This is a genomic window from Variovorax sp. GW823-FHT04F07 (assembly GCF_058795995.1).
The window spans coordinates 273,182-293,473 of sequence record NZ_JBXAIG010000006.1; the positions used below are offsets into that span (position 1 = coordinate 273,182).

At 68.0% G+C, this 20,292-nt stretch carries 17 protein-coding genes; 11 read left to right on the forward strand and 6 right to left on the reverse strand.

What is annotated here, in order from left to right; translation table 11 throughout:
* Positions 1-48: 48 nt before the first annotated feature.
* Positions 49-975 carry an alpha/beta fold hydrolase gene (locus AC1RAA_RS25410; RefSeq protein ID WP_492728139.1) on the forward strand — a complete coding sequence of 309 codons (927 nt, stop codon included), beginning with the start codon at positions 49-51 and terminating at the stop codon, positions 973-975.
* Here the strand turns inward: AC1RAA_RS25410 and AC1RAA_RS25415 are convergent.
* Positions 972-1,673 (reverse strand): aspartate/glutamate racemase family protein, encoded by a 702-nt coding sequence (locus AC1RAA_RS25415; RefSeq protein ID WP_492728141.1) that lies wholly within the window; start codon positions 1,671-1,673, stop codon positions 972-974. The genes AC1RAA_RS25410 and AC1RAA_RS25415 overlap by 4 nt on opposite strands.
* A gap of 132 nt (positions 1,674-1,805) precedes the next feature.
* Here AC1RAA_RS25415 and AC1RAA_RS25420 point away from each other — a divergent pair, with 132 nt between their 5' ends.
* Together AC1RAA_RS25420 and AC1RAA_RS25425 are read left to right on the forward strand one after the other, a co-directional pair.
* Positions 1,806-2,639: a MetQ/NlpA family ABC transporter substrate-binding protein gene (locus tag AC1RAA_RS25420; protein ID WP_492728144.1), complete on the forward strand. Its 834-nt coding sequence runs from the start codon at positions 1,806-1,808 to the stop codon at positions 2,637-2,639.
* Positions 2,636-3,988, forward strand: coding sequence for an LLM class flavin-dependent oxidoreductase (locus AC1RAA_RS25425; RefSeq protein ID WP_492728146.1), 1,353 nt, complete (start codon positions 2,636-2,638; stop codon positions 3,986-3,988). Before AC1RAA_RS25420 ends, AC1RAA_RS25425 begins: the two co-directional genes overlap by 4 nt.
* A 152-nt stretch (positions 3,989-4,140) precedes the next feature.
* On the opposite strand, the gene AC1RAA_RS25430 is transcribed toward AC1RAA_RS25425, so the two are convergent.
* Positions 4,141-5,043 (reverse strand): LysR family transcriptional regulator, encoded by a 903-nt coding sequence (locus AC1RAA_RS25430; protein WP_070062397.1) that lies wholly within the window; start codon positions 5,041-5,043, stop codon positions 4,141-4,143.
* A 111-nt stretch (positions 5,044-5,154) separates the two neighbouring features.
* Between AC1RAA_RS25430 and gcl the strand changes: the two genes are divergently transcribed.
* The 3 genes from gcl to AC1RAA_RS25445 are packed head-to-tail and all read left to right on the forward strand — an operon-like array spanning position 5,155 to position 8,686.
* Positions 5,155-6,948 carry a glyoxylate carboligase gene (gene gcl / locus AC1RAA_RS25435; protein WP_159273301.1) on the forward strand — a complete coding sequence of 598 codons (1,794 nt, stop codon included), beginning with the start codon at positions 5,155-5,157 and terminating at the stop codon, positions 6,946-6,948.
* 17 nt (positions 6,949-6,965) lie between these two features.
* Positions 6,966-7,751, forward strand: coding sequence for a hydroxypyruvate isomerase (gene hyi / locus AC1RAA_RS25440; protein WP_492728155.1), 786 nt, complete (start codon positions 6,966-6,968; stop codon positions 7,749-7,751).
* A gap of 23 nt (positions 7,752-7,774) precedes the next feature.
* Positions 7,775-8,686: a 2-hydroxy-3-oxopropionate reductase gene (locus AC1RAA_RS25445; protein WP_492728161.1), complete on the forward strand. Its 912-nt coding sequence runs from the start codon at positions 7,775-7,777 to the stop codon at positions 8,684-8,686.
* Positions 8,687-8,688: 2 nt separating this feature from the next.
* Here the strand turns inward: AC1RAA_RS25445 and AC1RAA_RS25450 are convergent, their stop codons facing one another.
* A complete protein-coding gene (locus AC1RAA_RS25450) occupies positions 8,689-10,029 on the reverse strand; it encodes an NAD(P)/FAD-dependent oxidoreductase (RefSeq protein ID WP_492728163.1) in 1,341 nt (446 codons plus the stop codon).
* A 220-nt stretch (positions 10,030-10,249) separates the two neighbouring features.
* Between AC1RAA_RS25450 and AC1RAA_RS25455 the strand changes: the two genes are divergently transcribed.
* Positions 10,250-12,550: an NADP-dependent malic enzyme gene (locus tag AC1RAA_RS25455; protein ID WP_492728165.1), complete on the forward strand. Its 2,301-nt coding sequence runs from the start codon at positions 10,250-10,252 to the stop codon at positions 12,548-12,550.
* Positions 12,551-12,633: 83 nt separating this feature from the next.
* On the opposite strand, the gene AC1RAA_RS25460 is transcribed toward AC1RAA_RS25455, so the two are convergent.
* The 3 genes from AC1RAA_RS25460 to AC1RAA_RS25470 are packed head-to-tail and all read right to left on the reverse strand — an operon-like array spanning position 12,634 to position 16,192.
* A complete protein-coding gene (locus AC1RAA_RS25460) occupies positions 12,634-13,425 on the reverse strand; it encodes an aspartate/glutamate racemase family protein (protein WP_492728167.1) in 792 nt (263 codons plus the stop codon).
* 13 nt (positions 13,426-13,438) lie between these two features.
* Positions 13,439-14,488 (reverse strand): S-methyl thiohydantoin desulfurase domain-containing protein, encoded by a 1,050-nt coding sequence (locus tag AC1RAA_RS25465; RefSeq protein ID WP_492728169.1) that lies wholly within the window; start codon positions 14,486-14,488, stop codon positions 13,439-13,441.
* 42 nt (positions 14,489-14,530) lie between these two features.
* On the reverse strand, positions 14,531-16,192 hold the full coding sequence (locus AC1RAA_RS25470) for an OPT/YSL family transporter (protein ID WP_492728171.1): 1,662 nt from the start codon (positions 16,190-16,192) through the stop codon (positions 14,531-14,533).
* Between the two features lie 160 nt (positions 16,193-16,352).
* Between AC1RAA_RS25470 and AC1RAA_RS25475 the strand changes: the two genes are divergently transcribed.
* The 4 genes from AC1RAA_RS25475 to AC1RAA_RS25490 all read left to right on the forward strand — a co-directional run bounded on the left by AC1RAA_RS25475 (position 16,353) and on the right by AC1RAA_RS25490 (position 20,251).
* On the forward strand, positions 16,353-17,129 hold the full coding sequence (locus AC1RAA_RS25475; protein ID WP_492728173.1) for an IclR family transcriptional regulator: 777 nt from the start codon (positions 16,353-16,355) through the stop codon (positions 17,127-17,129).
* Between the two features lie 284 nt (positions 17,130-17,413).
* Positions 17,414-18,328 (forward strand): dihydrodipicolinate synthase family protein, encoded by a 915-nt coding sequence (locus AC1RAA_RS25480; RefSeq protein ID WP_492728175.1) that lies wholly within the window; start codon positions 17,414-17,416, stop codon positions 18,326-18,328.
* Between the two features lie 38 nt (positions 18,329-18,366).
* Positions 18,367-18,984 (forward strand): TRAP transporter small permease, encoded by a 618-nt coding sequence (locus tag AC1RAA_RS25485; RefSeq protein ID WP_095746346.1) that lies wholly within the window; start codon positions 18,367-18,369, stop codon positions 18,982-18,984.
* Between the two features lies 1 nt (position 18,985).
* Positions 18,986-20,251, forward strand: a complete 1,266-nt coding sequence (locus tag AC1RAA_RS25490; protein ID WP_062473357.1) for a TRAP transporter large permease — start codon at positions 18,986-18,988, stop codon at positions 20,249-20,251.
* Positions 20,252-20,292: the final 41 nt, after the last annotated feature.

Genomic DNA, 20,292 nt, shown 5'->3' on the forward strand with positions numbered 1-20,292 from the left:
TGTGGCGGACTGCGCGCGGCGCGGCCTCTCCGTATCATCGAGCGCCATATGTACCAAGCCCTCCGCCCCTCGCGCAGCGAATTCGTGCCCGTGCGCAACCTGAACTACCACGTCCGCCTCTGGGGCCAGCCGTCGAACGATCGCCCGCCGCTGGTGCTGGTGCATGGCTGGATGGACGTGGCGGCCTCCTGGCAGTTCGTGGTCGATGCGCTGAAGGACGACCGCTTCATCATCGCCCCCGACTGGCGCGGCTTCGGCCTCACCGACGGCGGCGGCGTCGACAACTACTGGCTGCCCGACTACCTGGCCGACCTCGAATGGCTGCTCGACCACTACGCCGGCGAAGGCGACGATGCGCGCCCGGTCGACCTCGTGGGCCACAGCATGGGCGGCAACGTCGCCATGCACTACGCGGGCGTGCGCCCGGCGCGCATCCGCCGCCTCGTCAACCTCGAAGGCTTCGGCATGCCCGCGCGCCAGCCCGCCGAGGCGCCCGCGCGCTACGGCCAGTGGATCGACGAGCTCAAGGGCCTGCACCGCGGCGAGAAAGCGCTCGCGGGCTATTCGGCGGTGGACGGCGTAGCGCGCCGCCTCATGAAGACCAACCCGCGCCTCACGCAGGACAAGGCCGACTGGCTGGCCGGCCACTGGTCGGCGCCGCAGGCCCAGCCCGACGGCAGCACGCGCTGGCAGATCCTCGGCGAGGCCGCGCACAAGATCGTCAACGCCAACATCTTCCGCGTCGACGAAACACTGGCGCTCTATGCGCGCATCACCGTGCCGACGCTGATGGTCGAGGCCTCGGACGACAGCCTGCACGGCTGGTGGAAGGCCCGCTACACGCTCGCCGAATTCCACGAGCGGCTGAAGTCCGTGCCCTCGGTGCGCATCGAGCAGCTCGACGACGCGGGCCACATGCTGCACCACGACCAGCCGCAGCGCGTGGCGCAGCTGATCGAAGACTTCCTGGCCTAGTTTGACTTCTGCGTGGCGCGACGCAAGGCCGCGCGCGCCAAGAGCCGCGTCGAATCCAGCGTCGGCAGCGGCGAATTCGCGTCGCTCATGATCAGCGGGATCTCGGTGCAGCCGAGCACCACCGCGTCACAGCCCTCCTCGTCCTTCAGGCGCTGCATCACGCGCTGGAAGGTGGCCACGGCCTCGGGCCTGAAGATGCCGCAGACCAGCTCGTCCATGATGATCCGGCCGATCTCGGCACGCTCTTCGACGGTGGGACGCACGAATTCAAGGCCGCGCGCCGAGAGCTTCTCGGGATACACCTCGCTGTCGGTCAGCCAGCGCGTGCCCGTGATGCCGATGCGGCGAAAGCCCCGGCGCACGGCCTCGTCGGCCACCACCTCGGCGATGTGCAGCCAGGGCCGCGGCGAATGCGGTGCCACGTGGTCGAAGGCCTGGTGGATCGTGTTGTCGGGGCAGATCAGGAAATCCGCGCCCGCCGCGGCGAGCTTGTGCGCGGAGCCGAGCATCAGCGCGCCCACGCCCACCAGGTCGCCCGCGTCCAGGCAGCGCGTGTACTCCGCGAGCGAGGGCGTGTGCATCGACACCTCGGGGTGCGCATGCGGGCCGAGCAGCGCCGCGCCCTCGATGCAGATGGTCTTGTAGCAAAGGGCTGCGCCTTCGGCGGAGCAGCCGACGATTCCGATGTGCAGGGTCATGGGGCGCATCCTACAAAAGCCGGCGCGGTTTATCCGGCCTGCGGATATGCAAGCGCGCAAATCTTCGTTCGCGGCGCGCAGCGTGCGTCCTAGAGTGCCCGACTCCCTTTGCCGTCTCCCGGAGTTGTCGCCATGCCTTCCCTTTCGCGCGCCCCCTTGTGGCTGCGCCGCCTTGCCCCGCTGTCCGGCGGACTCGCCCTGAGCCTGCTGCTGCTCGCGCCCGCCCACGCGGACGACCTGCGCGTCGGCTTCATGCCGGGCCCCTACCGCGACGCCTTCACCCACGGCATCGAGCCCCAGCTGAAGAAGCTGGGCTACAGCATCAAGTACGTCGAGTTCAGCCAGGGCGTGCAGCCCAACGACGCCGTGGAGCGCGGCCAGATCGACGCCAACATCTTCCAGCACTCGCTGTACCTGAACGCCACCAACAAGCAGCAGGGCTTCGACCTCGTGCCCGTGGTGCACGTGCCGACGCCGCCCATGGGCCTGTACTCGCGCCGCCACAAGACGCTCGACGCCGTGCCCGACGGCGCCACCGTCACGCTGCCGGCCGACCCGGTGAATGCGGCGCGCGCGCTCAACATCCTCGCGGCCATCGGCTGGGTCACGCTCAAGCCGGGCGTGAGTCCGCTGAGCGTGTCGGAGCGCGACATCGCGAGCAACCCCAAGCGCCTGAAGATCGTGCCGCTGGACGCCGCACAGGCACCGCGCTCGCTGGCCGACGCCGACCTCGCGGCCGTGCAGGGCAACTTCGCCGTGGCCTCCGGCCTGAAGCTCACCGAGGCGCTGAAGCTCGAAGACATGACGCTGCCCTACGTCAACGTGGTGGCGGTGAAGCGCAGCAACGAGCACGCGAAGTTCGCGAAGGACATCGCCACCGCCTACCAGTCGCCCGAATTCCAGAAGTTCTTCAAGGCCAACCCCGTGTGGGCGGGCTACCGGCTGCCGGACTACTTCAACCAATGAGCAACAACACCACCGCGCCGCGCAGGCAGCTGCACCTCAACGTCAACATCCTGCATTCGGGCTTCGTGCCCTCGGCCTGGCGCCTGCCGGAAAGCGACCCGTGGGCGTTCGCCGACATCCAGCACTACATCCGCACCGCGCAGATCGCCGAGGCCGCCAAGCTCGATGCCGTGTTCCTGGCCGACAACGCCGCCATCGTCGACCAGATCCATTTCCGCCCGATCGCCGCGCTGGAGCCCACCATCCTGCTGGCCTGCGTGGCCGCCGCGACCACGCACATCGGCCTCATCGCCACCGCCTCCACCAGCTACAACGAGCCCTACAACCTCGCACGCCGCTTCGCCACGCTCGACCACGTGAGCGCCGGCCGTGCCGGCTGGAACATGGTGACCACGGCCGACCTGCCCTCGGCGCGCAACTTCGGCCTGGACACCACGCCCGACCATGCCAAGCGCTACGCCCGCGCCTCCGAGTTCGCCGACATCGTCAAGGCGCTGTGGGACAGCTGGGAAGACGACGCCTTCGTCGGCGACAAGGCCGCCGGCCGCTTCATCGACCCGGCCAAGGTGCATGCCCTCGCGCACCGCGGCGAGCACTTCGCGGTGCAGGGCCCGCTCAACCTGCCGCGCCCGCCGCAGGGCCACCCGGTGCTGGTGCAGGCCGGCGCCTCGGCCGACGGGCGCGAGCTCGCATCGCGCCATGCCGAAGCCGTGTTCTCCGCCTCGCAATCCTTCGAGGAATCGCAGGCCTACGCACGCGCCCTCAAGACCCGCGCCGCCGAGCTGGGCCGCGGCCCCGACGCGGTGAAGGTGCTGGCAGGCCTCACCACCATCGTCGGCGCCACCGAAGCGCAGGCGCTTCGCCGCCGCGACGCGCTGGTCGATTTGATCCCGTGGGACTACAGCCTCACGCGCCTGGCCGGCACGCTGGGCATCACGCCCGACCGCCTCAAGCTCGACGAACGCCTGCCCGACGACCTGCCGCTGCCCGGCAATGGCAACGGGAACCACACCTTCTTCAACGCCGTGGTCGCGGCCGGGCGTACGCACGGCTACACGGTGCGCGAGCTGATCCGCGAACTCGCAGGCGGCGGCGGGCACCGCGTGATCGTGGGCACGCCCGAGCAGATCGCCGACGACATCGAACGCTGGTTCAAGGGCGGCGCGGCCGACGGTTTCAACCTGATGCCCGATGCGCTGCCGCATGGGCTGCAGGATTTCGTGGAGGGCGTGGTGCCGATCCTGCAGAAGCGAGGCATCTTTCGCACGGAATACGAGGGACGCACGTTGCGAGACCACCTGGGGTTGGCCCGGCCTGCGGGGCGGGCGGCACAGCGGCTGGCAGCCTGAAGGCTGCCGTCCACACAGGGCGAACACCCACAGCGTGCCCTGTGCGCAGGGCATTGGGTGCTCCCCGCAGCGAAATCAAGGAGGAGCGAAGCGGGGGACATTCGCGGAGGGGAGTACCCGATGTCCTGTGCACGCGCCCTGAACAAACCCCGTCAGGCGTCCCACCACCCCTCGTCAAAGCGCCCCTGCAGAAACGCCACGAACCCCGACACCTTCCCCGGCACCAGCTTCGGCGAAGGAAACACCGCGTGGATCTCCTGCTCCGGCAGCGCGTGGTCACCCAACACGGCGTTCACCTTGCCAGCCGCCAGCGACTCGCTCGCCACATAGCGCGGCATCAGCGCAATGCCCAGTCCGTCACGCGCCGCGGCCAGCACAGCCGACAGGTTGTTCGACCGGAAGCGCCCCGACACCGGCACCGTCACCGGATCGCCCTTGGGCGTGTGCATGCGCCAGAACTCATCACCCACCACGCTGCTGTAGATCAGCGCCACATGCGCGCTGAGGTCCTGCGCGCGCTTGGGCGTGCCGTGCTTCTTCAGGTAGGCCGGCGACGCCACCATGACCCACGGGTTCGCGCCCAGGTAGCGCGCCCCCAGTGACGAATCGGCCAGCTTGCCCATGCGGATCGCGACGTCGATGCCCTGCGCGATGAGGTCGACGTAGCGATCCTCGAAGCTCAGGTCCAGCTGCACCTGCGGATGCCGGCGCATGTACTCCAGCGCCAGCGGCACCACCACGCGCCGCCCGAAGGCCACCGACGTGCCCACGCGCAAGAGGCCCTGCGCCTGGTTCTGGCGCAGCTGCACGATGCTGTCGGCCTCCTCCGCGTCGCGCACGATCGTCTTGCACTTCTCGTAGTACAGCGCGCCCGGCTCCGTGAGGCTCACGCCGCGCGTGTTGCGGTTGAGCAGCCGCACCTTCAGGCGCGCCTCCGTGGCCGCGACCTGCTTGGTCACGGTGGGTTGCGTGGTGTTGAACTCGCGCGCCGCCTTCGAGAAGCTCCCCGTCTCGACCACGCGCACGAACATTTCCATTGCCAATAGACGGTCCATGGCCGGATGGTAGCCAGTTATTCCACAACGGAATAGGTTTTATGGCCCCCAGCCGTCTTCTTGGAATGCGCCCCGCTTCCTACAGTGAGGCCACCTCAAGGAGACTTTCAAATGGCAAAGATGACAGCGGTCCAGGCCGCAGTTCTGGTGATGGAAAAAGAAGGCGTGACGCAGGCCTTCGGCGTGCCGGGCGCGGCGATCAACCCGCTGTACTCGGCCCTGCGCCAGCGCGGCAGCATCTCGCACATCCTCGCGCGCCACGTCGAGGGCGCCTCGCACATGGCCGAGGGCTACACCCGCGCCGTGGCCGGCAACATCGGCGTGTGCATCGGCACCTCGGGCCCGGCGGGCACCGACATGATCACGGGCCTGTACTCGGCCTGGGCCGATTCCATTCCCATCCTTTGCATCACCGGCCAGGCACCGCGCGCACGCCTGTACAAGGAAGACTTCCAGGCAGTCGACATCGAGTCGATCTCCAAGCCCGTCACCAAGTGGTCGGTCACCGTGCGCGAACCCGGCCAGGTGCCGCAGGTGTTCCAGCAGGCCTTCCACCTCATGCGCTCGGGCCGCCCCGGCCCCGTGCTCATCGACCTGCCCTTCGACGTGCAGATGGCGCAGATCGAGTTCGACATCGACGCCTACGAGCCCCTCAAGCCCTACAAACCGGCCGCCACGCGCGCCCAGATCGAGAAGGCCATCGGCATGATGCAGGCGGCCGAGCGCCCGCTGATCGTGGCCGGCGGCGGCATCATCAACGCCGACGCGTCCGAGCTGCTCGTGCGCTTTGCCGAAGCCACCGGCGTGCCGGTGATCCCCACGCTCATGGGCTGGGGCGCCATTCCCGACGACCACCCGCTCATGGCCGGCATGTGCGGCCTGCAGACCAGCCACCGCTACGGCAACGCCACCGTGCTCGCTTCGGACTTCGTGCTGGGCATCGGCAACCGCTGGGCCAACCGCCACACCGGCTCGGTCGACGTCTACACCAAGGGCCGCACCTTCGTGCACGTGGACATCGAGCCCACGCAGATCGGCCGCGTGTTCACGCCCGACTTCGGCATCGTCTCCGACGCCAAGGCCGCGCTCGAACTCTTCGTCGAAGTGGCGGAGGAAATGAAGGCCGCGGGCAAGCTCACCGACCGTGGCGCCTGGGCCGGCGAATGCCGCGAACGCAAGAAGACCTTGCTGCGCAAGACCAACTTCGACACCGTGCCGATGAAGCCGCAGCGCGTGTACCAGTGCATGAACAACCACCTGGAACGCGACACCTGCTACGTGAGCACCATCGGCCTGTCGCAGATCGCGGCCGCGCAGTTCCTGCACGTGTACAACCCGCGCCACTGGATCAACTGCGGCCAGGCCGGCCCGCTGGGCTGGACCATTCCCGCCGCGCTGGGCGTGCGTGCCGCCGACCCGACGCGCAAGATCGTCGCGCTCTCGGGCGACTACGACTTCCAGTTCATGATCGAAGAGCTGGCCGTGGGTGCGCAGTTCAAGCTGCCCTACCTGCACATCGTGGTCAACAACTCCTACCTCGGCCTGATCCGCCAGTCGCAGCGCGGCTTCGAGATGGACTACTGCGTGCAGCTGGCCTTCGACAACATCAACGCACCGGCCGATGCCGGCATCGAAGGCAGCTACGGCGTCGATCACCTCAAGGTGGTCGAGGGCCTGGGCTGCAAGGCGATCCGCGTGCACAAGCAGGAAGAGATGGCGCCCGCCATCGCCCGCGCCGAAGCGCTCATGGCCGAGTTCCAGGTGCCGGTCGTCATCGAGGTGATGCTGGAGCGCGTGACCAACATCGCGATGGGCACCGAGATCGACGCCATCAACGAATTCGAACCGCTGGCCGAAAGCACGGCCGACGCACCGACCGCCCTCGCGGTGGCGATGCTGGACTGATTGAGGAGACAAGAGACATGCCCAAGTTCGCAGCCAATCTCACGATGCTCTTCACCGAGCTGCCGTTCATGCAGCGCTTCGAGGCGGCCGCCAAGGCCGGCTTCAAGGCGGTGGAGTACCTCTTCCCCTACCCCTTCGACAAGAAGGAACTCGCGGCCGCCCTGCGCACCAACGGCCTGCAGCAGGTGCTGCACAACCTGCCGGCCGGCGACTGGGACAAGGGCGAGCGCGGCATCGCCTGCCACCCGGACCGCACCGGCGAGTTCCGCGAAGGCATCGCGCTGGCCATCGACTACGCCACGGCGCTGGGCTGCCCGCAGCTCAACTGCCTGGTCGGCAAGGTGCCGGCGGGCGTGAGCACCGACGCCGCCCACAAGACCGTGGTCGAGAACCTGCGCCTCGCAGCGCGCGAACTCGAAGCCGCGGGCCTGCGCCTGCTGATCGAGCCGATCAACACCTTCGACATCCCCGGCTTCTTTCTCACGCGCACCGACCAGGCGCTGGCGCTGATCGACGAGGTGGGCTCGGACAACCTGCGCGTGCAGTACGACATCTACCACGCACAGCGCATGGAAGGCGAGCTGGGCAACACGCTCACCAAGCAGCTGGCGCGCATCGGCCACATCCAGCTGGCCGACAACCCGGGCCGCGGCGAGCCGGGCACGGGCGAGATCAACTACCCGTGGCTGTTCCAGCACATCGATGCGCTGGGCTACGACGGCTGGATCGGCTGCGAATACAAGCCCCGCGCCACCACGGTGGAAGGCCTGGGCTGGCGCGAAGCCCTCACGAAGAAGCAATGAACGTTCACGAAGGAAACAGAGACATGACCACTGCAGCACAAAAAATCGGATTCATCGGCCTGGGCATCATGGGCGCCCCCATGGCGGGCCACCTGCTCGACGCAGGCCACCAGCTCTTCGTGAACACGCACGGCAACACGCCGGAGCCCTTCGTCTCGAAGGCCACCATCTGCGGCTCGGCCGCCGAAGTGGCGCGCAAGGCCGACATCATTTTCATCATGGTGCCCGACACCCCTGACGTGGAGAAGGTGCTGTTCGGCGCCCCCGGCGCGGAAGGCGTGGCCGACGGCCTGAAGGGTTCGCAGGGCAAGATCGTGGTGGACTGCAGCTCCATCGACCCGATCGCCACCAAGGAATTCGCGCGCCGCATCGTGGCGCTGGGCGCCGGCTACATCGACGCGCCGGTCTCGGGCGGCGAAGTGGGCGCCAAGGCCGCGAGCCTGACGATCATGTGCGGCGGCGATGAAGGCACCTTCGGCCGCGTGAAGCCGCTGCTGGACAAGATGGGCAAGAACGTGACGCTGGTGGGCGGCGCGGGCGACGGCCAGGTCTGCAAGGTGGCCAACCAGATCATCGTGGCGCTGAACATCGCCGCCGTGAGCGAAGCCCTGGTGTTCGCCTCGAAGGCCGGCGCCGACCCGGCCAAGGTGCGCCAGGCGCTGATGGGCGGCTTCGCCAGTTCGCGCATCCTCGAAGTGCACGGCGAACGCATGATCAAGCGCACCTTCGCGCCGGGCTTCCGCATTTCGCTGCACCAGAAGGACCTGAACCTGGCGATGCAAAGCGCCCGTTCGCTGGGCGTGGCGCTGCCGCAGACCGCGAACGCGGCGCAGCTGATGAACGCCTGCGCGGCGATGGGCTACGGCCAGCTGGATCACTCGGCACTGGTGAAGGCCCTCGAAGCCCTCGCCCAGCACACGGTCACTCCAGACTGAACCTAGCTCTTTGCAGCTTCCAGCGATTCCTTCAGATTGCGTCGGCGCCATGCCCAGGTCTTCACGGCCTGCGGCAGGATGCCGATGCACGACGCGTAGTACGTCACCTTGAAGCCCCAGAAGCGCGGCCCGATGGGCGTGTTGCGGAACAGGTCGCCGGCCAGGATGGACAGGAGCGCCTCCTGCATGCGCCAGATGTTGCGCGGCGCCATGAACAGGCGGCGGATGGCGGGCGAGGTGATGCGGTAGATGAACCACGAGAACATCTTCGGCCCGTGCTTCATCACCTTCTCGTAATGGCGGAAGGCCTTCTCGGCCTCCTTCGCCTCGCCCTTGAGCCAGTGGTCGGCGCAGGTCGCGGCCTCGAAGCCGCTGTTCATCGCCAGGTACACGCCCGAGGAGAACATCGGATCGACGAAGGCGTAGGCGTCGCCCACCATCATGAAGCGGTCGCCGCGGCAGAACTTGGAGTCGTAGGCGTAGTTGCCGGTGGTGGTGGCGCCTTCCATGAGCGTGGCGTTCTTCAGCCGCGCAGCCAGCTTGGGCGCCAGCGCGATGGTCTGCATCAGGAAGTCCTCGAGCGAGGCGCCCTGGCGCCGCTTGAAGTAGGCCGGCGAGGCCACGGCGCCCACGCTCACGGTGCCATCCTTCAGCGGGATGTACCAGAACCAGCCGTGGTCGAACCAGAACAGCGAGATGTTGCCCTCGAAGCGGCCCGGCCGGCGCTCGGCGTTGGCGAAGTGGCCATAGAGCGCCGCGCTCGCATGCTTGCGGTTGCGCTGCTTGGCGTCGAACTGGTTCGACAGCAGCGTGTCGCGCCCGCTGGCGTCGATCACGAAGCGCGGGCGCCATTCGGTCTCGGTGCCGTCGTCGGCCTTGACCTTCACCAGCGCCCGGTTGTCGGGCGTGCCCTTGCCGGCGTCCATGTCGACGCCGGTGACGCGCCGGCCCTCGAAGGTGCGCGCGCCGCGCTTGCCGGCGTGGCGGAACAGCAGCTCGTCGAATTCCGAACGGCGCACGTGCACCGCATAGGGAAAACTCTTGTCCATCGCCTGGCCGAAGTCGAAGTGGCTGCTGTGGTCGTGCCAGGGCGAGACGAACTCGGCGCCGTGCTTGCGCAGGCCGATGGCCTCGACCTCAGTGCGCACGCCGAGCCGGTCGAACAGCGGCATGTTCATCGGCAGCAAGGATTCGCCGATGTGAAAGCGCGGGTGCTGCGCCTTCTCGAGCAGCACCACGTCGTGGCCCTTGTCCGCGAGCAAGGCAGCCACCGTGGAGCCCGAAGGGCCTCCGCCGATGACCACGACATCCGGCTCGGTGCCGGTGAAAGGTCCGGGTGTCATTCGATGTCCCTCCGTGTTGTTCTGTGGTTGTGGACGTTGGTTCGCCGCACCGCCCGTGCGGCACGGATTTGCCCCCCGGAAACGGGGGTGTTGAAGTTTAGCGAGTCGGCAGACCCTCTCGATCAGGCGGAAGATAGAGGGTCTCGTCGTTCCCCCCGAGAGAAGAGGCCGCGCTTTTGCGGTAGCCTCATTGCCCGCCAGAACCTAGGAGACTTTTCAAATGGCTGCATCCCTGTCCCCCGCTGAAGAAGCACTTCGAGAAGCAGCGCGCGAATACCACCGCTCGCCCGTCAAGGGCAAGATCTCGATCACCCCCACCAAGCCCCTGCTGAACCAGCGCGACCTGTCGCTGGCTTACTCGCCGGGCGTGGCCTACCCCTGCCTCGACATTGCGGAAGATCCCGCGCTCGCGGCCGAATACACCGCCCGCGGCAACCTCGTGGGCGTCATCACCAACGGCACCGCCGTGCTGGGCCTGGGCAACATCGGCCCGCTGGCCTCCAAGCCCGTGATGGAAGGCAAAGGCTGCCTGTTCAAGAAATTCGCCGGCATCGACGTGTTCGACATCGAGCTGGCCGAGAACGACCCCGACAAGCTGGTCGACATCATCGCCGCGCTGGAACCCACGCTGGGCGGCATCAACCTCGAGGACATCAAGGCGCCCGAGTGCTTCTACATCGAGAAGAAGCTGCGCGAGCGCATGAACATCCCGGTGTTCCACGACGACCAGCACGGCACGGCCATCATCTCGGCCGCGGCGCTGCTCAACGGCCTGGAGCTGGTCGGCAAGAAGATCGAAGACGTCAAGATCGCCGTCTCGGGCGCGGGCGCTGCCGCCATCGCCTGCCTGGACGTGATGGTCGGCCTGGGCGCCAAGCCCGCCAACATCTATGCCTGCGACTCCAAGGGCCTGATCTACATGGGCCGCGCAGGCGGCTTCGACGAATCGAAGGCCCGCTACGCTCAGAAGGACACCGGTGCCCGCACCCTGGCCGACGTGGTGAAGGACGCCGACGTGTTCCTGGGCTGCTCGGCCCCCGGCGTCATGAGCGCCGAGATGGTCAAGACCATGGGCACGCAGCCGATCATCCTGGCGCTGGCCAACCCCGAGCCCGAGATCCGCCCCGAGCTGGCCAAGGCCGTGCGCCCGGACTGCATCATTGCCACGGGCCGTTCGGACTACCCGAACCAGGTCAACAACGTGCTGTGCTTCCCGTACATCTTCCGCGGCGCGCTCGATTGCGGCGCGAGCAAGATCACGGAAGAAATGAAGCTGGCCTGCGTGCGCGAGATTGCCGACCTCACCAAGGCCGACATCAGCGAAGAAGTGGCCACCGCCTACGCCGGCCAGGAGCTGGCCTTCGGCCCCGACTACATCATTCCGAAACCCTTCGACTCGCGCCTGATCCTGCGCATCGCACCGGCCGTGGCCAAGGCGGCCGCCGCCTCGGGCGTGGCCTCGCGCCCGATCGAGGACATGGAGGCCTACCGCCAGCACCTGACGCGCTTCGTCTACCAGACGGGCATGTTCATGCGCCCGGTGTTCAGCGCCGCAAAAATCTCCACCACCAAGCGCGTGGCCTACGCCGAGGGCGAGGACGAGCGCGTGCTGCGCGCCGCGCAGTGGGCGGTCGACGAAGGCCTGGCCCAGCCCATCCTGGTGGGCCGCCCCGCCGTGATCGAGGCGCGCATCCAGAAGGCCGGCCTGCACATCCGCCCCGGCACCGACTTCGAGATCGTGAACCCGGAAGACGATCCGCGCTTTCGCACCTACTGGGAGAGCTTCCACAAGCTCATGGGCCGCCGCGGCGTGACGCCCGAGGCCGCCAAGACCATGGTGCGCCGCTCCAACACCACCATCGCCGCGCTGATGCTGCACCTGGGCGACGCCGACGCGATGATCTGCGGCCTGGTCGGACGCTTCGACGTGCACCTGGAGCACATCCGCAACCTGATCGGCCTGAAGCGCGGCGCGCCCGGCTTCGCCACGCTGAACGCGCTCACGCTCGAAAAGCGCACGGTGTTCATCACCGACACCAACGTGAACGAAGACCCGAGCGCCGAGCTGCTGGCCAGCATCGCCGTGATGGCCGCCGAAGAGGTGCGCCGCTTCGGCCTGCCGCCGAAGGTGGCCTTCCTGTCGCACTCGAACTACGGCACCTCCAGCCGCGGCTCGGCGCGCAAGATGCGCCTGGCACGCGACCTGTTCTCGCAGATGGCGCCCGACATCGAGTGCGACGGCGAGATGCACGGCGACGCCGCGCTGTCGGACGAGATCCGCCGCACCGCCCTGCCCGAGACCACGCTCTCCGGCGAGGCCAACCTGCTGGTGTGCCCGAACCTCGACTCGGCGCACATCCTCTACAACGTGCTGAAGATGACGGGCGCGAACGGCATCACGGTGGGCCCGATCCTGCTGGGCGCCGCCAGCTCGGCCCACGTGCTGACGCCTTCGGCGACGGTGCGCCGCATCATCAACATGACGGCGCTGGCCGTGGCGAAGGTGAAGTCCCAGGACTGAGGCTGACGCCGACGTTTCTTCCATGAAACAACAACGCCCCGTCGCGGTCTCTGCGGCGGGGCGTTTTTCATGGATGGCCGTGTTCAGGCGCGCACGGGCGACACCACGGGCACGTCGGCCGGGTCGAACACGTTCCAGGCCAGCAGCTCCTTGTCTTCGGGCGGTGGCTCGCAGCCGCCGACGCGGCTGGGCGTCCAGTTGAAACGCTGTTTCGTATCGGCCAGCGCCTCGGCGCGCTTGAAGGCGGCCAGCGCCGAATCGATGACGGGCACGCCCAGCGCGTCCTGCAGCTGGCGGTAGAAGCCGAACTCGAGCGTGCAGCCCAGGATGAGCGCCTCGGCGCCGTCCTCGTCGATGGCACGGCGGCCCTGCGCGATCATGCGGCGCACGGTTTCGTCGCGGTCGCGCTGGAAGTCTTCCACGCCGAGTTCCAGCGCGCGGAACGAGGCGATCAGGTGTGCATGGCCGTACTCGCGCACGCGCGCCTCGATGCGCGGCACCCACTTGCGCCGCCCGACGATCACCGACACCTTCTGCGCCAGGTTGGACGCGACCTCGAACGAGGCCTGGCAGGGCGCGACCACCACCGTCTGGCCCGAGATCTCGCGCGCCTCGACCAGCACCGGGTCGTAGAAGCAGCCGACCACCACGGCGTCGAAGCCCTGCTGCGCGGTGTCGCGCACGGCGCGCACGATGTCGGCACCCAGCAGCGCCTCGTAGCTCTGGTACTCGACGTGGTGCTGCACCGACGCATTGCGCAGCGACACCACCTCGACCTCGGTGCCGGGGTTCTTCACCTCGGCGAACTCTTGCGCGAAGCGCGCGTTGTAGGTGTCGTTGCCGACGGCCCGAATCCAGCGGATGCGCAGTGTCATGGCATGTCTCCGTTCAGGCCGGCGCGAAGGCTTCGCCCAGCGACTTCTCGAGCGGGCGGTACAGCTCGGGCATGAACATGGTGCGCGACAGCAGCAGCCGCGCGCGCGGCGCCACCAGCACGCGCAGCCGCGCGCCCTGGCGCACATGGGCCGACACCACGGGCTGGCCGTCGTCCGAGAAGGTCATGATCAGGTCGGGAAAGCGCGCGATGCGCTCGCCGCCCTGCGCCAGCAGCATGTACTCGTTGATGAAGCGCAGCGTGGTGCCGGCCGCGTCGTCGAGCTCGACCACGCCGACGTCCAGCCCTTCCTGCTGCTCGCAGCGGTAGCTGCGCACCGTGCCCTCGGCCACGAGACGCCCGTCGAGCGAACGGGCCACGGCATCGACGCCGCCGTCGAGAAAGGTCTGGCCCAGCGCGATGGCGTGGCTGATGGCGCCCGGCGCGCCGTGCTGGCGCGCGTAGCCCACGGTCACGGGGTTGCGCGCCACCGCCACGAGGCCGCCCGCCTCCACCGAAGCGCGGCGCACCACGGCCGAGGTCTGTTCGAGCCGGCCCGACACCACGCCTTCGACGTAGCGGTGCGGCTCGCCGCCCGCGTAGGCCTGCACCGAGAGGTAGTCAGGCTCGGTGTGCAGGCCCAGCGCGCCCATCACGCTCGAGGGGTGAGCGCGTCCGTTGCACGCGAGGTCGATCACGGGCAGGCCGGTCATGGCGGCATGGAACCAGCCGTTGACCGTGGTCTCGGCGCCGTTCTCGTTGGCATGCAGCGCGACCAGCTTCTGGCCCGCCGGCAGCTCGCGCCGCAGCAGCTCCAGCGTGCGCAGCAGGTGCGCCGGCTGCACGTGCGGGTCGGGCGCGGCCGGCGCACCGACCAGGGCCATGGTGGCGGTGAGCGCGGCCTCGTCGAACTCGTCGACGCTCCACAGCTGCGGCGTGCCGACCTGCAGCGCCAGGCGTGCGGCACGCTCGCCGGCCGCGACGAGCCCGCCGCCCCCGCCGCCGAGGATGGCGCCGCCCCAGATGGCCGCGCGGACGTCGTCGCTGGTCAGATTGCGTTTCATGGATTCGATTCCTGTGTGTGTGATGAAAGGAAAGAGGGAGAACTACTTGCGCAGGCTCTTCACCGCGCCCGAGAAGAAGCTGTAGAGCGCATCGCCCGCGATGACGCCGCCGGCGAACACCTCGAGCCGTTCGCGCGCGGCGGCGCCGAGCACGCCGTGCACCGCGAGCCGGCAGGCGATGCCGGCCGCGACCATCCAGCCGGCCATCGGGCTGGCGATGAGCAGGCCGGTGGCGAACAGCACACCGAGTTGCTGGCGCGGCCCGCCCGCCAGCTGCAGCAGCGCGCCGGGCACGGCCCACAGCGCGAGGTTGCGCGCGGTCTCGCCCGAGATGCCGGCCTTGATCGCGGCCACGTAGGCGGCGTTGATCGGTGCGGTCTGGTGGTTGGCGAAGAACAGCGGGTAGGCGCAGGCCACCACCACGATCGCCACGCCGAAGCCGACCATGCCGGCGATCATCTGTTCGCGCCGGCCCTCGAGTTCGAAGGCCGAGCCCGAGGCCTCGCCGCGCAGCAGGTGGCCGGCCTTGAGGTCGTAGCCCATGTCGGCAAAGGCCGGGCCGGTGGCGGCCGAGAAGCCGGCCAGCACCACCAGCGCCTCGGGCGGAAAGCCGATCAGGATGCCCAGCAGCAGCGAGATCAGCGCCACCGCGAAGGCCGGGAACCAGCCCGAGTGCATGGCCGCGATGCCCACGATGAGTTCGTGCACGAAGGCCGCGAAGGTGCCGTACACGATGAACAAGGCCAGCATGCCCGGCGACATGCCGGTGTAGATGCCGGTGCCCGCGCACAGCAGCACCATGATCGCGAGGTAGCCCGCGCCGCCCAGCTTGAGCGAGCGGCCGAGCACGCTGGCGCCGCGGGCTTCGGCCAGCGCCTCTGTCGCCGCGGCGGTGCCGTCAGTGTCGGCCGCGCGCCCGTGCTTCTTCAGCACCACGCGCGCCACCTGCACCAGCGCGACGAGGCCGGCGCCGATCATCATCCCGTGCGGCACATAGCGCGTGCCGATGTCGAAGCCGAACAGCGGCGCCGAGTAGCCCCGCACCAGCAGCCCGATGCCGAAGGCGGTCATGGCGCCGAGCCCGCCGATCAGCGCCACGCCGAAGGCCGACATCGGCAGCTTGAACACCGCGCCCGCCACGCCGGTGGCCAGCCCGCCCAGCAGCAGCCAGGCCTGCTTGCCGCCGCTGTCGCCCGCCTTGATGGCCTCGGCCGCGGCGATGCCCAGCGGCCACGGGTTCTTCGCCGGGAAGGCGGGCGTGTCGAACATGCGGTACAGCAGCCAGGCGTCGAGCAGCATCGCCAGGCTCACGCCGATGAGCATCGGCACCACCATCTGCGGCAGGCCGAACAGGAAGGGAATGCCGATCGGCAGGAACAGGCTGTTGGCCGCGCCGAAGGTGGCCGACGAGATGCTCGTCTGCGCCAGGTTCTGCGCATGCACCGAGCGAAAGCCCCGGAACATGGCCAGCGGCACGCGCGCCAAGGTCATCGCCGCGAGCGCGCCGATCAGCGAGGTGCTCGGCGTGATGCCCAGGCTGGCCAGCATCTGGATGCCGACGATGGCGCCGAACACGCTCAGCACCACCGTGAGGATCAGGTTGGCAGGCGCGAGCGCCTTGGGATGCAGCGCGGCCGGCGGCGGCGCGGTGTGCCCGGCGCCCTTGTCTTCCAGCGGAGCGACGGCGGTCACTTCATGGTGCATGGTCATTCCTTGTTAGTTCCATATTTTGGAACCACGTCCAATAAACTTGGACTGAATGATAAAACCGTACTTTCGGCTGTCAAGCGGGCGTTCACCCGGGTCGGCCGAAAAGACGCACCGGCGCCGAACCTATGATTCCCACCCCAACCTACCGAACACGATGAGCACCCTTGCCAACGCCATGGACGTCCTGAAGCTGATCGCGCGGCTGCGTCGCGACATCACGGTGACGGACGTCGTGACCGAGCTGGGCCTGCCCAAGAGCTCGGCCTCCCGCACGCTGAGCATGATGGCCGGCTACGGCTTCCTGGACCGCGACGCGGCCACGCGCGCCTACCGCCCGGGCGGCGTGATCATGGAAGCCTCGTACCACTTCCGCGCCTCGCGCAACACGGCCTCGCTGGTCGAGGAGGCGCTCGATGCGCTGGTGCGCGAGACGGGCTGCACGGGCTACATCAACGTGCTCGACGGCACCGACACGCTGGTGATCCAGATGCGCACCGGCGCCGGCGCGCTGCAGATCTACACGCCGCCGGGCAGCCGCGCACCCGCCTATTCCAGCGCCATGGGCCGCGCGCTGCTGGCCCGCCTGGACGATGACGAGGTGGGCGTCCTGATCGGCACCAAGCTCGACCAGGGCCGCGGCCACGCGCCGAAGACGCGCAAGGACCTGCTCGCGCGCCTGGCCGTGATCCGCGACACGGGCTGGGCCCTGTCGCGCGGCGAGTACGTGACCAACGTGGCGGGTATCTCGTCGGCGGTGCTCGACCCCGCCACGCGCCAGACCTACGCCTTCGGCATCGCGCTGCCCGCGGAGCAACTGTCGGAAGCACTGGTGGAGCGCTTCGGCGCCACCGTGCGCGACGCCGCCAGCAGCGTGGGCAAGCGCGTGGGCGATCCGTACTGGCTGGGCTTCGGGGCGACGACGCCGACCTGAGCACCGCGCCGGCGCCAGCCGCACGCCCCGCTGCGTTCAACGCCGCGGGGCTTTTTTTCGTCCGCCGCATCCTGAGGCGTGGGTGCGCCAAGGCGGTGCTTCCAGACGTCCGATCGCCCTTTCCAGAAGCCTCCAACCACCATTTCGGCTGGCATGCAATCTGCTAATACCCTGAGCAGATATTTCTCATATCTTACTAATATATTTAAAAACCAAGCCTTCAAGCCCTGGTTTCGACCGCTGTCCGCAGCGCCCTTTTCTTCTTTTTTTCGAGGTACACGTTCATGAGCAATCCCCGCTGGCAAGGCATCTTCCCCGCCATCACCACCAAGTTCCACGCCGACGAAAGCATCGACGCCGAGGGCACCGCCCGCCACATCGACTTCCAGATCCGCAACGGCATCCACGGCCTCGTCACCTGCGGCTCGCTGGGCGAAGCCAGCACGCTGACGCTGGAAGAAAAACTGCAGGTCGCCAAGATCGCCCTGGAAGCCGCCGACGGCCGCATCCCCGTGCTGGCCAACGTGTCGGAGACCAGCACCCGCGAAGCCCTGCGCTACGTGGACGGCGCCAACAAGCTGGGCGTGGCCGGCTACATGGTCATGCCCTCGGTGATCTACGTGGCCGACGCGCGTGAAGCCATGCTCAACGTGCGCACCATCGCCAACGCGGCCCAGAAACCCATCATGGTCTACAACAACCCGGTGGCCTACCGCGTGGACCTGAAGCCCGAGCACATGGTCGAGCTGGCCGACTGCGAGTGGATCGCGGCCATCAAGGAAAGCACCGACAACATCCGCCGCATCACCGACCTGCGCAACACGGTGGGCGACCGCTACCAGCTGTTCCTGGGCGTGGACGACCTGGCCTACGAAGGCCTGGCGCTGGGCTGCGACGGCCTGCTGGCCGGTGTCGGTTGCGCCTTCCCGCGCGAGACAGTGGCGCTGTACGACCTGATGAAGGCCGGCCAATTCGCCGAAGCCCTGAAGCTCTACCAGTGGATGACGCCGATGCTGCACCTGGACGTGTCGACCAAGCTGGTGCAGAACCTCAAGCTCATCGACCTGCTGGTCGGCGTGGGCACCGAGCACATGCGCCGCCCGCGCCTGCCGCTCATCGGCGAGGAGCGCGCCTTCATCGAGAAGGTCGTCACCAAGGCGCTGGCCACGCGGCCCGCGCAGTACCAGTCGGTCATGTAATCGCCGCGCGCACGACGCACCGCAAGGCCCAGAACACCATGCAAGAAAACGCCTTGAAAGAAAGCGGCGGCCTGTCCCGCCGCGTGCTCGACGCGTCGGACCTCGTCCTGCGCTGCGAGCGCCACCTGCTCAGCAGCCTGATGGGGCTGCTCATCGTGCTGGTGCTGCTGAACGTGGTCACGCGCTACGGCGGCTTTCCGCTCTACTGGGTGGACGAGGCCTCGGTGTACTGCGTGGTCTGGCTCACCTTCATCGGTGCGTCGGCGATGACGCGGCTGCGGCTGGACTTTGCGGTGACGCTGCTCACCGACAAGCTCGGCACCCGGGCCGCGCGCATCGCCAAGGCCAGTGCCTCGGGCGGCGTGCTGCTGCTCGGGCTGGCCCTGCTCGCGATGTGCTGGCTGTGGATGGACCCGGCCGGCATCGTGCGCCACGGCTTCGACGCGAAGGAGTTCGCGGCCGAGAGCTTCAACTTCCTCTACACCGAGCGCACGCAGACGCTCGACTGGCCGACGTGGGTGGTGCAGCTCATCCTGCCGATCTTCGCGCTCACCCTCAGCGTGCATGCGCTGGCCAACCTCTTCGAAGACCTCGGCCTGCAGCCCAAGCGCACGCACGACGAGTTCCATGTCGCCAACGCGGACGCCGTGAACTGAAATGCTGACCTCTGCCTTCTTCCTGCTGATCATGCTGGTCGGCGTGCCGATCGGTGCCTGCCTGTGCCTGTCGGGCATCGTCTACATCCTCAACTCGGGCGACACGGTGCTGTTCCAGTCGTTCCCGGTGCAGATGTTCGGCGGCGTCGACAGCTACAGCCTCATTGCGATTCCGCTGTTCATCCTCATCGGCGAGATCATGAACGGCGGCGGCATCACACGCCGGCTCGTCGACCTCGCGCTGGCCTTCATCGGTTCGGTGAAAGGGGGCCTCGCCTACGTGAACATCCTGGCGAACATGCTGGTGTCGTCGATCATCGGCTCGGCCACCGCGCAGGTGGCGATCATGAGCCAGATCATGGTGCCCGAGATGGAAAAGCAGGGCTACGACAAGACCTTCGCGGCCGGCATCACGGTCTACGGCGGCATGCTCGGCCCGATCATTCCGCCCTCGGTGATGTTCGTGGTGTACAGCGTGCTCGCGCAGGTGGCGGTGGGCGACATGCTCATCGCCGGGATCATCCCCGGCGTGATCCTCACGGTGCTGTTCTTCATCGTCATCGCCGGCATGGGCGTGATCTACAACTACCCGCGCACCGAGAAGCGCACCGCCCGCCAGCGGCTGCACACGATCCTCACGGCCTGCCCGACGCTGCTCATTCCGATCGTGATCGTCGGCTCGATCCTCGGTGGCCTGGCCAACCCCACCGAATCGGCGGCGGTGGGCGCGGTGGCCGCGGTGCTGGTGGGGCGCTACGTGACCAAGGAATTCCGCTTCGCGATGATTCCGCAGATCCTGCTGAAGTCGGCGATCTACTCGGCGGTGGTGCTGTTCCTGGTGGCGGCGGCCGCGGTGTTCTCGTGGCTGCTCATCTACGGCAAGGTGCCGCAGGCCACGGCCGCGTGGATACAGACCGTGGCGAAGGACCCGATCGCCTTCCTGCTGCTGGTGAACGTGATCCTGCTGGTGATCGGCACCGTGATCGACGGCATTCCCGGTCTCATCATGACCGTGCCGATCCTGCTGCCCATCGCGACCGAGATCTACGGCATCGACCCGCGCCACTTCGGCGTGGTGGTGGTCATCAACCTCGTGCTCGGGCTGATGACGCCGCCGGTGGGGCTGAGCTTCTTCGTGGCCTCGGCGGTGACCGGGGCCAAGCCCGGAAAGATGTTCATCGTCACGCTGCCCTTCTTCCTGATCTGCTGCGTGGCGCTGGTGCTGCTGTCGCTGTTCCCGAGTCTTTCGCTGGCGCTCATCAAGTAAGCGCTGATCCGCTGTCTCTCGCTTCCCTTCACCTCACCCCA

What these genes read in the sequence shown, in the direction of transcription:
- AC1RAA_RS25485 (WP_095746346.1), top strand. Translation starts at nt 18,367, where the DNA reads ATGCAAGAAAACGCCTTGAAAGAAAGCGGCGGCCTGTCCCGCCGCGTG.
- AC1RAA_RS25475 (WP_492728173.1), top strand. Translation starts at nt 16,353, where the DNA reads ATGAGCACCCTTGCCAACGCCATGGACGTCCTGAAGCTGATCGCGCGG.
- AC1RAA_RS25420 (WP_492728144.1), top strand. Translation starts at nt 1,806, where the DNA reads ATGCCTTCCCTTTCGCGCGCCCCCTTGTGGCTGCGCCGCCTTGCCCCG.
- AC1RAA_RS25465 (WP_492728169.1), bottom strand. Translation starts at nt 14,488, where the DNA reads ATGAAACGCAATCTGACCAGCGACGACGTCCGCGCGGCCATCTGGGGC.
- AC1RAA_RS25415 (WP_492728141.1), bottom strand. Translation starts at nt 1,673, where the DNA reads ATGACCCTGCACATCGGAATCGTCGGCTGCTCCGCCGAAGGCGCAGCC.
- AC1RAA_RS25450 (WP_492728163.1), bottom strand. Translation starts at nt 10,029, where the DNA reads ATGACACCCGGACCTTTCACCGGCACCGAGCCGGATGTCGTGGTCATC.
- AC1RAA_RS25480 (WP_492728175.1), top strand. Translation starts at nt 17,414, where the DNA reads ATGAGCAATCCCCGCTGGCAAGGCATCTTCCCCGCCATCACCACCAAG.
- hyi (WP_492728155.1), top strand. Translation starts at nt 6,966, where the DNA reads ATGCCCAAGTTCGCAGCCAATCTCACGATGCTCTTCACCGAGCTGCCG.
- AC1RAA_RS25470 (WP_492728171.1), bottom strand. Translation starts at nt 16,192, where the DNA reads ATGCACCATGAAGTGACCGCCGTCGCTCCGCTGGAAGACAAGGGCGCC.
- AC1RAA_RS25410 (WP_492728139.1), top strand. Translation starts at nt 49, where the DNA reads ATGTACCAAGCCCTCCGCCCCTCGCGCAGCGAATTCGTGCCCGTGCGC.
- AC1RAA_RS25490 (WP_062473357.1), top strand. Translation starts at nt 18,986, where the DNA reads ATGCTGACCTCTGCCTTCTTCCTGCTGATCATGCTGGTCGGCGTGCCG.
- gcl (WP_159273301.1), top strand. Translation starts at nt 5,155, where the DNA reads ATGGCAAAGATGACAGCGGTCCAGGCCGCAGTTCTGGTGATGGAAAAA.
- AC1RAA_RS25425 (WP_492728146.1), top strand. Translation starts at nt 2,636, where the DNA reads ATGAGCAACAACACCACCGCGCCGCGCAGGCAGCTGCACCTCAACGTC.
- AC1RAA_RS25455 (WP_492728165.1), top strand. Translation starts at nt 10,250, where the DNA reads ATGGCTGCATCCCTGTCCCCCGCTGAAGAAGCACTTCGAGAAGCAGCG.
- AC1RAA_RS25460 (WP_492728167.1), bottom strand. Translation starts at nt 13,425, where the DNA reads ATGACACTGCGCATCCGCTGGATTCGGGCCGTCGGCAACGACACCTAC.
- AC1RAA_RS25430 (WP_070062397.1), bottom strand. Translation starts at nt 5,043, where the DNA reads ATGGACCGTCTATTGGCAATGGAAATGTTCGTGCGCGTGGTCGAGACG.
- AC1RAA_RS25445 (WP_492728161.1), top strand. Translation starts at nt 7,775, where the DNA reads ATGACCACTGCAGCACAAAAAATCGGATTCATCGGCCTGGGCATCATG.